The sequence below is a fragment of the Streptomyces reniochalinae genome, assembly GCF_003323735.1.
GTDB lineage: Bacteria > Actinomycetota > Actinomycetes > Streptomycetales > Streptomycetaceae > Streptomyces > Streptomyces reniochalinae.
Genome location: NZ_QOIM01000042.1, coordinates 374,045 through 387,057 on the forward strand (window position 1 = coordinate 374,045; position 13,013 = coordinate 387,057).

The following is a 13,013-nucleotide window of genomic DNA, read 5'->3' on the forward strand; positions in this document are numbered from 1 at the left end:
CAAGGAGCAGGCGGCGGTTTTACCGACCCTTGGTTCCGAGGTCGTACGCATGTGTCGCGTTCCGTCCGCAAGGCGGCCCGCCGTGCTCCTCAGCGTCATCATCCGTTCGGCTTCTGAATGGAGCGGCCAATCAGCCTCAACCGGTCAGTACTTTCGATCTCTCGGCAGACGGGTGGTTACGGCCGTGTGACATGCCGCTGGACGTACTCGCAAGCCTTTGATCTGGGTACGCTCCCCGCCGTCAGGGCAACCGACCACGAGGAGCCGAGTCCGGTGCCGGTTCACGCGAAGAACACAAAGTCCGCAGTAGACGCACAGCAGACCAAGTACGTCTACGACTTCAGTGAGGGCAACAAGGACCTCAAGGGCCTCCTCGGTGGCAAAGGAGCCAACCTCGCCGAGATGACCAACCTCGGCCTGCCCGTCCCTCCGGGCTTCACCATCACCACCGAGGCGTGCAAGGCCTACCTCGACTCCGGCGAGGCCCCCGCCCAGCTGCGGGACGAGGTGAGCGCTCACCTGAGCGCGCTCGAGGAGCGCATGGGGAAGAAACTCGGCCAGGCCGACGACCCGCTGCTCGTCTCGGTGCGCTCCGGCGCCAAGTTCTCCATGCCCGGAATGATGGACACGGTCCTCAACATCGGCCTGTCCGACGAGTCCGTGCACGGGCTCGCCGCCCAGTCGGGCGACGAGCGCTTCGCCTGGGACTCCTACCGGCGCCTCATCCAGATGTTCGGCGACACCGTGCTCGGCATCCGCGGCGAACGCTTCTCCGAGACGCTGGAGGAAGCCAAGACAGCGCGCGGTGCCACCACGGACGTGGACCTGAGCGCCGAGGCCCTGAAAGAACTGGTCACCAAGTTCAAGAACATCGTCTCCGAGGAGACGGGGCGCGACTTCCCGCAGGACCCGCGCGAACAGATGGACCTGGCCGTGCGCGCGGTCTTCGACTCGTGGAACGGCAGCCGCGCCCGCCTCTACCGCCGCCAGGAGCGCATCCCGCACGACCTGGGCACCGCCGTCAACATCTGCTCGATGGTCTTCGGCAACCTCGGCCCCGACTCGGGCACCGGCGTCGCCTTCACCCGCGACCCCGCCAGCGGCCAGCAGGGCGTCTACGGCGACTACCTGCAAAACGCGCAGGGCGAGGACGTCGTCGCCGGCATCCGCAACACCGTGCCGCTCGCCGACCTCGAAACGCTCGACAAGGCGTCGTACGACCAGCTCATGCAGATCATGGAGACCCTGGAGAACCACTACAGGGACCTGTGCGACATCGAGTTCACCATCGAGCGCGGCAAGCTGTGGATGCTCCAGACCCGGGTGGGCAAGCGCACCGCGGCGGCCGCCTTCCGCATCGCCACCCAACTCGTCGACCAGGGCCTCATCGACGAGGCCGAGGCGCTGCGCCGCGTCAACGGCAGCCAGCTCGCCCAGCTGATGTTCCCCCGCTTCGACTCGAACGGCGGGGTCAAGAACGCCGAGCAGCTCGGCTGGGGCATCGCCGCCTCGCCCGGCGCGGCCGTCGGCAAGGCGGTCTTCGACTCCTACACCGCCATCAAGTGGTCCCGGTCCGGCGAGAAAGTCATCCTCATCCGCCGCGAGACCAACCCCGACGACCTCGACGGCATGCTCGCCGCCGAGGGCATCCTCACCTCGCGCGGCGGCAAGACCTCGCACGCGGCCGTCGTCGCCCGCGGCATGGGCAAGACCTGCGTGTGCGGCGCGGAGGAGCTGGAGGTCGACACCAAGCGGCGCTGCCTCAAGGCCCCGGGCGGGAAGGTCGTCGAGGAGGGCGACGTCGTCTCCATCGACGGCTCCACCGGCAAGGTCTACGCCGGTGAGGTGCCGGTCGTGCCCTCCCCGGTCGTGGAGTACTTCGAGGGCCGCATGCACGCCGGTGCCGACGACGCCGACGAGCTGGTCAAGGCCGTGCACCGGATCATGGCCTACGCGGACCGGGTGCGCCGCCTGCGGGTGCGGGCCAACGCCGACAACGCCGAGGACGCCGCCCGCGCCCGCAGGTTCGGCGCCCAGGGCATCGGCCTGTGCCGTACCGAGCACATGTTCCTCGGCGAGCGGCGTGAGCTGGTCGAGCGGCTCATCCTGGCCGACACCGAGGAGGAGCGGAAGCGGGCGCTGCACGCTCTCCTGCCGCTCCAGCAGGGTGACTTCGTCGAGCTGTTCGAGTCGATGGACGGGCTGCCCGTGACGGTGCGGCTGCTCGACCCTCCGCTGCACGAGTTCCTGCCGGACATCACCGAACTGTCCGTACGGGTCGCGCTCGCGGAGTCGCGCAAGGACGCCAACGAGAACGACCTGCGGCTCCTCCAGGCCGTCCACCGGCTGCACGAGCAGAACCCCATGCTGGGCCTGCGCGGCGTCCGCCTCGGGCTGGTCATCCCCGGCCTTTTCACCATGCAGATCCGCGCCATCGCCGAGGCCGCGGCCGAGCGCAAGGCCGGCGGCGGCGATCCGCGCGCCGAGATCATGATTCCGCTGGTGGGCACCGTGCAGGAGCTGGAACTCGTCCGCGAGGAGGCGCAAGAGGTCATCAACGAGGTCGAGCGGGAGCGCGGCGTCGGCCTGGGCCTGTCCCTCGGCACCATGATCGAGCTGCCGCGGGCCGCGCTGACGGCCGGCCAGATCGCCGAGTGCGCCGACTTCTTCTCCTTCGGCACCAACGACCTCACCCAGACGGTGTGGGCCTTCAGCCGGGACGACGTGGAGGCCAGCTTCTTCACGGCCTACCTGGAGAAGGGCATCTTCGGCGTCTCCCCGTTCGAGACGATCGACAAGGACGGCGTCGGCTCGCTGGTCCGCAGCGCCGCGGAGGCGGGCCGGGCCACCCGGCCCGACCTCAAGCTCGGTGTCTGCGGCGAGCACGGCGGTGACCCCGAGTCGGTGCACTTCTTCCACGAGGTCGGCCTCGACTACGTCTCCTGCTCGCCGTTCCGCATCCCGGTGGCACGTCTGGAGGCGGGCCGTGCGGCGGCCCAGCAGGAGGTTTCCGCGTAAAGGCCGGCCAGCACCCACCCCGGGCCCCCGTCCGCTCACCACCCTCACCGCGGAAGGGGCCCGGTCCCAAGGGGGCGGCACCCGTGCGGGGGTGCCGCCTCCTTCACGCGTGCGTGCCGGCCTCCATGCGTAACGGTCAGCGGGGCCCGGCGCAGGAGCCCGCACGGGCGGGTCTCACCGCGTCTCCTCCAGGCCCAGCGCCTCCACCAGACGGCGCTCCGGATGGGCGCCGACCACCGAGCGGGTGGGCTCGCCGTTCCGGAAGAGGACGAGCGTCGGCATCGACAGGACGCTGTAGGCGGCTTGCGTGGCCGGGTTGCGGTCCACGTCGAGGGAGACCACTTTCAAGGTGCCCTCGCGCTCGGCGGCGATGTGGGCGAGCACCGGGGCGACCATGCGGCACGGCGGGCACCAGTCGGCGGTGAAGTCCACCAGTACCGGCACGTCGCAGCGGAGCACCTCCTCCTCGAACGTGTCGTCGGTGACCTCGGGCAGGTGGCTGGTCCTCGTGCTCATCGTTCTCCCTCGAAGTCGTGTGCGTGCGGCGGAGCCGGTGCGTGGACCGGTGCCGCTGTGCGGGGCCAGACCGGTGTGCGCGGCGGTGCCGGGGCGTGAGCTGGTGCCGGTGTCGGGGGCGGCGGTGTCAGCTCGCAGCGCGGTTGCGGGCCGTGCGGCGACCCGGCCGCCGCCTCGACCTCGGCGCGCGCGAGCCGCGCGTCGACCTCGTCCCGTACGAGGCGCAGTTCGGCGATGCAGGCGTCCAGTTCAGCGAGTTTGCGGCGGTAGACCTCCAGCGAGTCGGGGCAGGAGTCGCCCGCCGGGTGGCCCGCGCGCAGGCACTCCACGAAGGGCCGGGTCTCCTCCAGTTCGAAGCCGTGGTCCCGCAGTGTTCTGATCTGCCGCAGCACCGCGAGGTCGTCCTCGCCGAACGTGCGGTGCCCGTGGGCGTCCCGGTCCACTCGCAACAGGCCGCGCGCCTCGTAGTAGCGCAGTGTCCTGGTGGTGGTGCCCGCGCGTTTGGCCAGCTCCCCGATACGCATCAGGCCCGCGTCCCTCCGTCGTCCGTCGCCGTTTTCGCTGTCCTCGGCGCTGCTTCACACGCTGTGCGTGTGCGGTGCTGTGCACGCTATGCGTTGACGCCGACGTCAACGCAACGGCGTGCGCGGGGTGTTGCCGAGCACGACGCGAGTGGTACACGACACGCCGGGCCGTGACAGCCGCGGGCCTCACAGCCGTGGCCGCCGGAGAGCCGGCAGGACCCCTCTCGTCCCGCGCCGCCGCCCCACCCCAGGCGGCGGCCGGCGAAGCCCCCTTCGTCGTACCGGCCCTGCGTGCGTGGCACGCGGAGGCGGGCGAGTTGCGAGCGTGACACCCGGCAGCGGACCCGACTGCGACACCTTCCGGCGCGGCGTCGCCTCACTGGGCCCGGGCCCCGGCCCGGAACTGCTGGCGCCGACCAGTCACCCGGGACCGCGTCGGCCGGGCGCGGTCACACCGGGTGGTAGCGGCGCTCCGGACGGCCCGTCGTGCCGTACCGGAGAGTGACCCGCGCGGTGCCCGTGGTCACGAAGTGCTCCAGGTAGCGGCGCGCGCTCACCCGGGACAGACCGCTGTGCCGGGCGCACTCGGAGGCGGACAGGCCCGCCTGGGCGCAGCTCGCGTCGAGCGTCGCACGCACCAGGGCCGACGTCTGCTCGGTCAGCCCCTTGGGCAGCGGGCCCCGGCGGGTGGCGAGCGCCCCGCCCGCCGGGGCCTCACCCGCCTGCGGGGCGGGCACGGGCGCGCCCGCTGACGCGGGCGCGGACTGCGGCACGCCCGTACCGGCGCCCGTGAAGACCCGGTCCAGTTCGTCCTGCCCCGGCGAGGTCAGCTCCTCGAACTCCCGCCGGTCGCGCGCGTACCGCTCCAGACGCTCGACCAGCAGCCGTCCCTCGAACGGCTTGACGACGTACTGCACCGCGCCCCCGTGCCGCGCGGCCCGCACGCTGGCCGCGTCCCGCGCCGCCGTGATCACGAGCACGTCGGGGCCGCCACCGGGCGCGCCGTCACCCCGCAGCCGCCGCAGCACCTCAAGGCCGCTCACATCCGGCAGGTACAGATCGAGCAGCACCAGGTCGGGGGCCAGCTCCCGCACCAGGGACAGCGCCTGCGCGCCGCTGTGCGCCACCCCGTCCACCTCGAAGCCCGGCACCCTCGCCACCAGCGTGCTGTGCAGGCGGGCCACCATGAAGTCGTCGTCGACGACCAGTACGCGGATCACGAGGGCACCCCGTAGGCGACCCCCGTCAGCTCCTCCGAGGCCGCCCACAGACGCTGGGCCGCCGCGTCGTTGAGCGTCCACGGTGCCCGCAGCGACGGTGCGGGCGCGCCCCGCCAGCTCGCCAGCCGCGGCCCGGTGAAGGAGTCGGCGCCCACGCCGGGCGCCGTCGCCGCGTACAGCGTCGGCAGCGCGCCGGCCTCTGCGGACTGCGCGATTAGCCGGTTGCCCAGCCGCATCACGCGCTCGGCCGCCCTCCTGCCCTCCATGCGTGCGCTCGCGCTTTGCAGGTTCGTCGCCGCGTAGCCGGGGTGTGCCGCCGCGGCGATCAGCGGCGTGTCGGCCAGGCGGCCTGCCAGCTCGTGGGTGAAGAGCAGATTGGCTGTCTTGGACCGCCCGTAGGCGACCCAGCGCCGGTAGGAGCGCTCGCTGTTCAGGTCGGTGATGTCGATGTTGCCCAGCAGGTGCAGGGCGCTGGAGACGGTGACCACCCGGGGAGCAGGTGAGGCCAGGAGCCTGTCCAGCAGCAGCCCGGTCAGGGCGAAGTGCCCCAGGTGGTTGACGCCGAACTGCCTCTCGAAGCCGTCCGCCGTGCGACCGTACGGCAGCGCCATCACGCCCGCGTTGTTGACCAGCAGGTCCACCCGCTCGTCCGGCAGCTCCTTGGCGAACGCGCTGACCGAGGCCAGGTCGCCCAGGTCGAGCAGGCGCAGCTCGGCGCGCGGCCCCGCCTCCGGCAGCTCCCGCACGAGCCGGTCGCGGGCCCACCGCCCGCGCTCCTCGTCGCGGCAGGCGAGGACGACGCGTGCGCCGCGCCGCGCCAGCTCCCTGGCCGTGACGAAACCCAGCCCGCTGTTGGCGCCGGTCACCACCGCGGTGCGGCCGCTCTGATCGGGGATGTTCCGCGCTGTCCAGCCCATCGCTCGCCCTTGCTCCTCGCCTCGCCGGCGCCCGTCCGTGCGGGGGCCTCTCCCTTCGGAGGCTAGCGGCACCTCCACCCCCGGTCGAGGTCGGCGGTACCGGCGGCGGTGCGTACCGGAGCCCGCGAGTCCGGCGGGCTCCGCACGAGGTCCAGGATTCGGGGCGGGCTCTAGGCTGCCTCCATGAACGCGACTTCCTCCCCGTCCTCCGCCGAGACGTCCGCTTTCGCGGCGCCCCACGTGCTGCTGCTGCACGGCCCCAACCTCAACCTGCTGGGCGAGCGCGACCGCGACACCTACGGCAGCACCACCCTGCGGGACGTCGAGGAGCGCACCACGGCGCTCGGCAAGGAGCTCGGTGCCGAGGTGCGCTGCGCTCAGAGCAACAGCGAGGGCGCGCTCATCGACCTGATCCACGCCACCCGCGGCAGTGACGACGGCATCGTCTTCAACCCGGGCGCCTACGCGCACTACAGCTACGCGCTGCGTGACGCGCTGGAGGCCGTCACCGGGCTCGGTATCCCCTGCGTGGAGGTCCACATCTCCAACGTCCACGCCCGCGAGCCGTTCCGGCACACCTCCGTCACGGCACCGGTGTGCCAGGGCATGGTCTCGGGCCACGGCGTCTTCGGGTACGAGCTGGCGCTGCGCTCCGTACTGCACCGGATCGGGGAGTGGGGCAGCCGGCAGGCGGTCTGAGCCCGCCTCATCCGGTCCGCCTCACCCGGGCGGCCCCACGCCCGGGCCGCCTCGCTCGCCCGGCGTGCCTCAGCCGGCGTGGCTCACTCGGTGCCCGTCACCGCCGTGAGGATGAACACCGAGTCCTCCAGCGCCAGCACCCCGTGCCGCAGGTGCGGAATCCGCTGGATCTGCCCGGCGGCGACGTCCTGGTCGGCGGTGCCCTCGGTGAGCCTGACACTGCCCTGCAAGACGTGCAGGCTCGCCGCCGGGGGAGTGTTGTGCTCCTCCAGGGAGGAGCCCTCCGTCAGCGCGATGACGGACTGCCGCAGCGGCCCGTCGTGCAGGAAGAGGTACGCGCTGCGGCCGTGCGGGTCTTTCCTCGCCAGCGCCAGGTGCTCGGCTGCCAGTGCGGTCATATCATCCATGCGTCCATCGTGCCTCGCACTCCACACGATGCAACCGGCCGACCCGCGCGGGAGCCCGCGCAATTCCCCCCTCGGAACCCCGCGCGGACCTCGCCGGGCCCCGCACGCCGTCGGCCCGGGTCAGCGGTTTCCAGGCCCGCTCTAAGCTGCTGCCGTGACGGCGACCGGGGCGGGGAACGGGCGGACGAGCGCGGCGGCAAATGGCGCGGGGGCCGGGGAGGCGGTGCGGCCCGGCGGCGGGGACGAACTGGCCGAGGCCCTCGCCGAGGTGCTGAGCGGAGCACGGGCGTGCGGCGGACTCCTCCACCGGGCGGTGCTCGCGCCTCCGTGGGGCGTACGCGTCCAGGACGGCGCACCGCTGGCGGTCGCCTCCCTGGTGCGCGGCGAGGGCTGGGTCCTCCCCTCCGGCACACCGGAACCGGACCCGGGGCCGAGCACGAGCCCGGGGCCGGCACCGGCCCCGGCCCCGGAGCCGGGGCCGGCACCCGTGCCGGAGCCGATACCGCTCGCGCCCGGCGACGTGGCGGTACTGCGCGGGCCCGCCCCCTACGTGCTCGCCGACGACCCGGCGACCCGGCCTGATCTGCTGATCCAGCCCGGTGACTGCTGCACCACCGTGGACGGCGTCGACCTGTGCGAGGAGATCGCCCTCGGGGTCCGCACCTACGGCCGCGACCCCGAGGCCCCCACCGTCCTGCTGAGCGGCGGCTACCAGCTGCACGGCGACCTGAGCGGCCGGCTGCTGGACGCGCTGCCGCCGGTGCTGGTGCTGCGCGACACCGAGTGGGACGCGGGGTTGCTGGCGCTCGTCGAACAGGAGATCGTCAGGGACGCGCCCGGCCAGCAGATGGTGCTCGACCGGGTGCTCGACCTGCTGCTGGTGTCGGTGCTGCGGGCGTGGTTCGCCCGCCCCGAGGCGGACGCGCCCGCCTGGTACCGCGCCCAGAGCGATCCCGTGGTCGGCGTCGCGCTGCGGCTGCTGCGCGAACAGCCGGGGCACGGCTGGACGGTGGCCTCGCTGGCCGCCCAGGCCGGGGTCTCCCGCGCGAGCCTCGCCCGGCGGTTCACCGAACTGCTGGGCGAGCCGCCCATGTCCTACCTCGCGCGGCGGCGCATCGACCTGGCCGCACGGCTGCTGCGGGAGCCGGGGGCCACGCTGGGAGCCGTCGCCCGCCGGGTGGGCTACGCGGACGGCTTCGCGCTCAGCGCCGCCTTCAAACGCGTGCGCGGGGTCAGCCCCGCCGAGTACCGCGCGGGGCGGCCCGTCCGAGCCTGAGACGGCGTGCGCGCGCCTCCCGCGGACAGGATGTCGGTGCCGGCAGGCATGCTGCGCGTATGTACCAGGAGAGGGCTTCTCGGGTGCCGGGAGCCGTGGCGTGGTCCCGCGCCGCGGCCGCGCCCGGCACGAGCGGGCGGGTGCTGCCCGACGGCTGCATGGACCTGCTGTTGTGGAACGGCGAACTGGTGGTCGCGGGCCCCGACACCCGCGCGTACACGACCACGGAGCGCCGGGGACTGCCGGTGTACGGGGTGCGCCTGGCGCCGGGGACGGGCCCGCGCGTCTTCGGCGTACGCGCCTGGGAGCTGTGCGACCAGCGGGTGCCGCTCCAGGCGCTGTGGCCGGACCGCCAGGTGCGCGGGCTCCGCGAACGCGTCGCGCACGCCGCCGACCCGCTGGCCGCGCTGGAACAGGTCGCCGCCGAAGCGCCGGCCGCGGGCGCGTACGAGGCCGCCGGCCCGCGGGCCGCCGCGCTGACGGAGACGGTCGCCGCCCTGTTGCGTCGCGGCGCCGGCGTCGCCCGGACCGCCGGACACGTCGGCCTGAGCGAGCGTCAGCTGCACCGCCGCTGCCGGGACGCCTTCGGCTACGGACCCAAGACGCTGGCACGGGTGCTGCGCTTGCAGCGGGCGCTGCGCGCGGCCGGTTCCGGGCTGCCCCTCGCCGAGACCGCCGCGCGGGCCGGCTACGCCGACCAGGCGCACCTCACCCGCGAGGTGCGCGCCCTCACGGGTTTGACACCCGCGAAGCTCCTGCGCACCGCGGACTAGTTGCTTGCGAACAGGTCGATGCCGTTGCCGTCCGGGTCCAGCACGACGGCGTAGCGCTGTCCCCAGAAGGCGTCCCACGGTGCGTGGCGGCCCTCGTATCCGGCGTCCGTCAGCTCGCCGTACACCGTGTCGACCTCGGCGGGGGAGTCGCACGCGAACGCGAGCCCGACGCGTGAGGCCCCGTGCGGCGGTGCGCTCCAGTCGCTGTCGAACGAGCGGACCATCTCCTCCGTGTCCCACGCCAGCCGCAGCCCGCCGGGCCCGGCGGCCTCCACATGCGCTTCCGTGTCCGCGTCCGCGGGAATGTCGAGACCCAGTCGCCGGTAGAAGGCCAGCGAGGCGGCCATGTCCGCGGTGACGATGCCGATCAGGTCGAGTCGAGGTGTCATACGCGCACGCTAGGCGCGGGGCGGGCGCGGTCTCTTGAACGAATCGGACGCCCTCGCGCGGAACCTGGGACCGACCTTGAAAGCGGCCCTCCGGGGCTTACCGTGGCGGCATGGCTGAGGCATTGAGCGTGTTGACGACCGTGGGATCGCAGGAGGAGGCGCGGGCGCTGGCGGCGGGTGCCGTGGAGCGACGGGTCGCGGCGTGTGCGCAGATCAGCGGCGCCGTCACCTCCGTGTACCGGTGGGAGGGCGCGGTGCAGACCGACCCGGAGTGGCAGGTGCTGTTCAAGACCGCCGCCGGCTCCTACGACGCACTGGAGACCTACCTGAACGAGGCCCACCCGTACGACGTCCCGGAGATCATCGCCACCCCGATCGTGCGCGGCAGCGCCGCGTACCTGGAGTGGGTCCGCCAGGAGACGCAGCAGACGCAGGAGACCCAGGGAGCTTAGGAGGCCCGCCCTCCGGTTACCGTCGGCGTATGCGCCCCACGTACGGCACACCCGCAGCGGAGGGCCCCGGCACCCGCCAGGGGCCGAGGTACACGCCGTCGGACATCGCGCGCTGGGTGCCCGAGCCGGACAAGCGCCCGGGGCGTACGGCGTTCCAGCGGGACCGCGCCCGGGTGCTGCACTCGGCGGCGCTGCGCCGTCTCGCGGGCAAGACGCAGGTCGTCGCGCCCGAGACCGCGGCACCTTCCTGGGACGCGTCGCCACGCACCCGGCTGACGCACTCCCTCGAATGCGCCCAGGTCGGCCGCGAGCTGGGCGCCTCGCTGGGCTGCGACCCGGATCTGGTGGAGACCGCGTGTCTGGCACACGACCTGGGGCACCCCCCGTTCGGGCACAACGGCGAGGCCGTCCTCGACGAGATCGCCGCGCCGGCGGGCGGTTTCGAGGGGAACGCACAGTCGCTGCGGCTGCTGACCCGGCTGGAGCCCAAGCGGTTCTCCGCCGAACCCGACGGGCAGGCGCCCGTGGGGCTGAACCTGACGCGGGCCGCGCTGGACGCCGCGACGAAGTACCCGTGGCGCCGGGGCGCGCATCCGGCGGACCCGGCGTCGGGCAAGTTCGGGGTCTACGACGACGACCTGCCGGTCTTCCGCTGGCTGCGCGAGGGCGCGCCCCCGGGCCGCACCTGCTTCGAGGCGCAGGTCATGGACTGGTCGGACGATGTGGCCTACTCGGTGCACGACCTGGAGGACGGCATCAGGGCGGGGCACCTTCAGCCGCGGTCGCTGCGTTCGGGGCCGGAGCGCGGTGACGTGTTCGCCTGCGCCGCCGCACGCTACGCGCCGGGCGCGGACGAGGCGGAGCTGGCCGAGGCGCTGGACCGGCTGCTCGCCCAGGAGTGGTGGCCGCACGAGCACGACGGCACGGCCCTGGCGCAGGCCAGGCTCAAGGACGCGACCAGCCAGCTGATCGGCCGCTTCGCCCTGGCCGCCGAGGCGGCGACCCGCGCCGCCTACGGTTCCGGGCCGCTGACCCGGTACGGGGCCGAGCTGATCGTGCCGGGGCCCGCCCGGCTGGAGTGCGCGGTCCTCAAGGCGGTCGCCGACTGCCACGTGATGCAGCGTCCGGAGCTGGAGCGGCTGCGCGTGGAGCAGCGCGCCGTCCTCCGCGAGCTGGCCGAGGTCCTGCTGGCGCGCGCGCCCGAGGGGCTGGACGCGCAGTACGCGGACCTCTACGAGGAGGCGTCCGGCGCCGAGGGGGTGGCGGCGGCGCGGCTGCGCGTGGTCGTCGACCAGATCTCCACACTCACCGACGCGGCCGCCCGCTCCCTCCACCAGGTGATGACAGCGGGTACGGGGAGGTGACGGTGAGCGAACGGTGCGGAACCCGCCACGGTGCCCGCACGTCCCTTACGCACCCCTGCCTCTTCCCGCGCATGGTGCGATGAGGGACGCTCACGGTGAACGCTCGCAGGTGAACGACGGGGGACGACAGCACGGCCCGCGGGGGCCGGCTCTCCAAGGGGATTCGAGGAGGAGCTTCAAGTGGTGGACGCACACCGTACGTTCGTCATCGTCGGCGGGGGGCTCACGGGGGCGAAAGCCGCCGAGGCCCTGCGCGCCGAGGGGTTCACGGGCCGCGTGATCCTGATCGGTGACGAGCGTGAGCATCCCTACGAGCGTCCCCCGCTCTCCAAGGGCTTCCTCACCGGTTCGGCCGAACGCGGCAGCGTCTTCGTGCACGAGCCGGCCTGGTACGCGGCGGCCGACATCGAGCTGCACCTGGGGCAGCCCGCCGTCCAGCTCGACCCGGAGAGCAGGGCGGTCAGGCTGGGCGACGGTACCCGCATCCACTACGACAAGCTGCTGCTGGCCACCGGGGCCGAGCCGCGCCGGCTGGAGATTCCCGGCACCGATCTGGCGGGCGTGCACCACCTGCGCCGTCTCGCGCACGCCGAGCGGCTGCGCGGGGTGCTGACGGCGCTCGGCCAGGAGAACGGCCACCTGGTGATCGCCGGGGCGGGCTGGATCGGTCTTGAGGTGGCGGCAGCGGCGCGCACGTACGGTGCGGAGGTCACCGTCATCGAGCCGGAGCCCACCCCGCTGCACTCGGTGCTCGGCCCGGAGCTGGGGGCGCTCTTCGCCGACCTGCACCGCGAGAAGGGCGTCAGGTTCCACTTCGGCGCCCGGCTCACCCGGATCGCGGGCGTGGACGGAATGGTGCAGTCGGTGTACACCGACGACGGTGACGAGCACCCCGCGCACGACGTCGTCGCCGCCATCGGGGCCGCGCCCCGCACGGCGCTGGCCGAGGCGGCGGGCCTGGAGACGGCCCCGGGTCCCGGCGGTGGCATCGCGGTGGACGCCTCGCTGCGCACCAGCGACCCGGACGTCTTCGTGGCAGGTGACGCCGCCGCCGTGCGGCATCCGCTGCTGGGCAGGCGGCTGCGGGTCGAGCACTGGGCCAACGCGCTGAACGGCGGCCCGGCCGCCGCCCGCGCGATGCTCGGCAAGGACGTGTCCTACGACCGGGTGCCCTACTTCTTCTCCGACCAGTACGAGCTGGGCATGGAGTACTCCGGTTACGCGCCGCCGGGCTCCTACGACCAGGTGGTGTGCCGGGGCGACGTGGGCAAGCGGGAGTTCGTCGCCTTCTGGCTGAGCGAGGGCCGGGTGCTGGCGGGGATGAACGTCAACGTCTGGGACGTGACGGGCCCCGTGCAAGACCTGATCCGTTCGGGTGCGGAGGTGGACGCGGAGGCGCTGGCGGACCCCGGCGTGCCGCTGGAGTCGCTGGGCGCCACGGCGTGATGCCGGGGCGGC

At 73.4% G+C, this 13,013-nt stretch carries 12 protein-coding genes and 1 pseudogene; 7 read left to right on the plus strand and 6 right to left on the minus strand.

What is annotated here, in order from left to right; all coding sequences use genetic code 11:
* The first annotated feature begins 273 nt into the window (after positions 1-273).
* Complete coding sequence (gene ppdK / locus DQ392_RS27025) at positions 274-3,018, plus strand: pyruvate, phosphate dikinase (protein WP_114018315.1); 2,745 nt, start codon at positions 274-276, stop codon at positions 3,016-3,018.
* 174 nt (positions 3,019-3,192) lie between these two features.
* Here ppdK and trxA read toward each other — a convergent pair whose 3' ends face one another.
* From trxA to DQ392_RS27045, 4 genes and pseudogenes are all read right to left on the minus strand, one after another.
* Positions 3,193-3,534 carry a thioredoxin gene (gene trxA / locus DQ392_RS27030; protein ID WP_114018316.1) on the minus strand — a complete coding sequence of 114 codons (342 nt, stop codon included), beginning with the start codon at positions 3,532-3,534 and terminating at the stop codon, positions 3,193-3,195.
* Positions 3,535-3,662: 128 nt separating this feature from the next.
* Positions 3,663-4,058, minus strand: a pseudogene (locus DQ392_RS27035) (MerR family transcriptional regulator); the annotation flags it as partial.
* A gap of 449 nt (positions 4,059-4,507) precedes the next feature.
* Positions 4,508-5,278 carry a response regulator gene (locus DQ392_RS27040; RefSeq protein WP_114018318.1) on the minus strand — a complete coding sequence of 257 codons (771 nt, stop codon included), beginning with the start codon at positions 5,276-5,278 and terminating at the stop codon, positions 4,508-4,510.
* Positions 5,275-6,195 (minus strand): oxidoreductase, encoded by a 921-nt coding sequence (locus tag DQ392_RS27045; RefSeq protein WP_114018319.1) that lies wholly within the window; start codon positions 6,193-6,195, stop codon positions 5,275-5,277. Before DQ392_RS27045 ends, DQ392_RS27040 begins: the two co-directional genes overlap by 4 nt.
* Positions 6,196-6,378: 183 nt before the next feature.
* On the opposite strand from DQ392_RS27045, the gene aroQ reads away from it, so the two are divergent.
* Positions 6,379-6,894, plus strand: coding sequence for a type II 3-dehydroquinate dehydratase (gene aroQ, locus DQ392_RS27050; RefSeq protein ID WP_114018320.1), 516 nt, complete (start codon positions 6,379-6,381; stop codon positions 6,892-6,894).
* A gap of 83 nt (positions 6,895-6,977) precedes the next feature.
* Here the strand turns inward: aroQ and DQ392_RS27055 are convergent, their stop codons facing one another.
* On the minus strand, positions 6,978-7,301 hold the full coding sequence (locus tag DQ392_RS27055; protein WP_114018321.1) for a cupin domain-containing protein: 324 nt from the start codon (positions 7,299-7,301) through the stop codon (positions 6,978-6,980).
* Between the two features lie 247 nt (positions 7,302-7,548).
* On the opposite strand from DQ392_RS27055, the gene DQ392_RS27060 reads away from it, so the two are divergent.
* Together DQ392_RS27060 and DQ392_RS27065 are read left to right on the plus strand one after the other, a co-directional pair.
* Positions 7,549-8,577, plus strand: coding sequence for a cupin domain-containing protein (locus tag DQ392_RS27060; protein ID WP_425470626.1), 1,029 nt, complete (start codon positions 7,549-7,551; stop codon positions 8,575-8,577).
* Between the two features lie 59 nt (positions 8,578-8,636).
* Positions 8,637-9,350 carry a helix-turn-helix transcriptional regulator gene (locus DQ392_RS27065; protein WP_114018323.1) on the plus strand — a complete coding sequence of 238 codons (714 nt, stop codon included), beginning with the start codon at positions 8,637-8,639 and terminating at the stop codon, positions 9,348-9,350.
* Here the strand turns inward: DQ392_RS27065 and DQ392_RS27070 are convergent.
* The gene (locus tag DQ392_RS27070; protein WP_114018324.1) at positions 9,347-9,739 is read right to left on the minus strand and encodes a VOC family protein; all 393 of its coding nucleotides are present in this window, start codon (positions 9,737-9,739) and stop codon (positions 9,347-9,349) included. The two genes, DQ392_RS27065 and DQ392_RS27070, sit on opposite strands and share 4 nt — an antisense overlap.
* 110 nt (positions 9,740-9,849) lie before the next feature.
* On the opposite strand from DQ392_RS27070, the gene cutA reads away from it, so the two are divergent.
* The 3 genes from cutA (at position 9,850) to DQ392_RS27085 (ending at position 13,001) form a co-directional block, all read left to right on the plus strand.
* A complete protein-coding gene (cutA, locus tag DQ392_RS27075; protein WP_114018325.1) occupies positions 9,850-10,191 on the plus strand; it encodes a divalent-cation tolerance protein CutA in 342 nt (113 codons plus the stop codon).
* A 29-nt stretch (positions 10,192-10,220) separates the two neighbouring features.
* Entirely contained in the window at positions 10,221-11,555 is a 1,335-nt protein-coding gene (locus tag DQ392_RS27080) for a deoxyguanosinetriphosphate triphosphohydrolase (RefSeq protein WP_114018326.1), read from the plus strand.
* Between the two features lie 180 nt (positions 11,556-11,735).
* A complete protein-coding gene (locus DQ392_RS27085) occupies positions 11,736-13,001 on the plus strand; it encodes an NAD(P)/FAD-dependent oxidoreductase (protein WP_114018327.1) in 1,266 nt (421 codons plus the stop codon).
* The last annotated feature ends 12 nt before the right edge of the window (positions 13,002-13,013 follow it).

Excerpts from the sequence above, each read along its gene's own strand:
- trxA (WP_114018316.1), bottom strand. The coding sequence starts at position 3,534 with ATGAGCACGAGGACCAGCCACCTGCCCGAGGTCACCGACGACACGTTC.
- DQ392_RS27045 (WP_114018319.1), bottom strand. The coding sequence starts at position 6,195 with ATGGGCTGGACAGCGCGGAACATCCCCGATCAGAGCGGCCGCACCGCG.
- aroQ (WP_114018320.1), top strand. The coding sequence starts at position 6,379 with ATGAACGCGACTTCCTCCCCGTCCTCCGCCGAGACGTCCGCTTTCGCG.
- DQ392_RS27055 (WP_114018321.1), bottom strand. The coding sequence starts at position 7,301 with ATGGATGATATGACCGCACTGGCAGCCGAGCACCTGGCGCTGGCGAGG.
- DQ392_RS27065 (WP_114018323.1), top strand. The coding sequence starts at position 8,637 with ATGTACCAGGAGAGGGCTTCTCGGGTGCCGGGAGCCGTGGCGTGGTCC.
- DQ392_RS27070 (WP_114018324.1), bottom strand. The coding sequence starts at position 9,739 with ATGACACCTCGACTCGACCTGATCGGCATCGTCACCGCGGACATGGCC.
- cutA (WP_114018325.1), top strand. The coding sequence starts at position 9,850 with ATGGCTGAGGCATTGAGCGTGTTGACGACCGTGGGATCGCAGGAGGAG.
- DQ392_RS27080 (WP_114018326.1), top strand. The coding sequence starts at position 10,221 with ATGCGCCCCACGTACGGCACACCCGCAGCGGAGGGCCCCGGCACCCGC.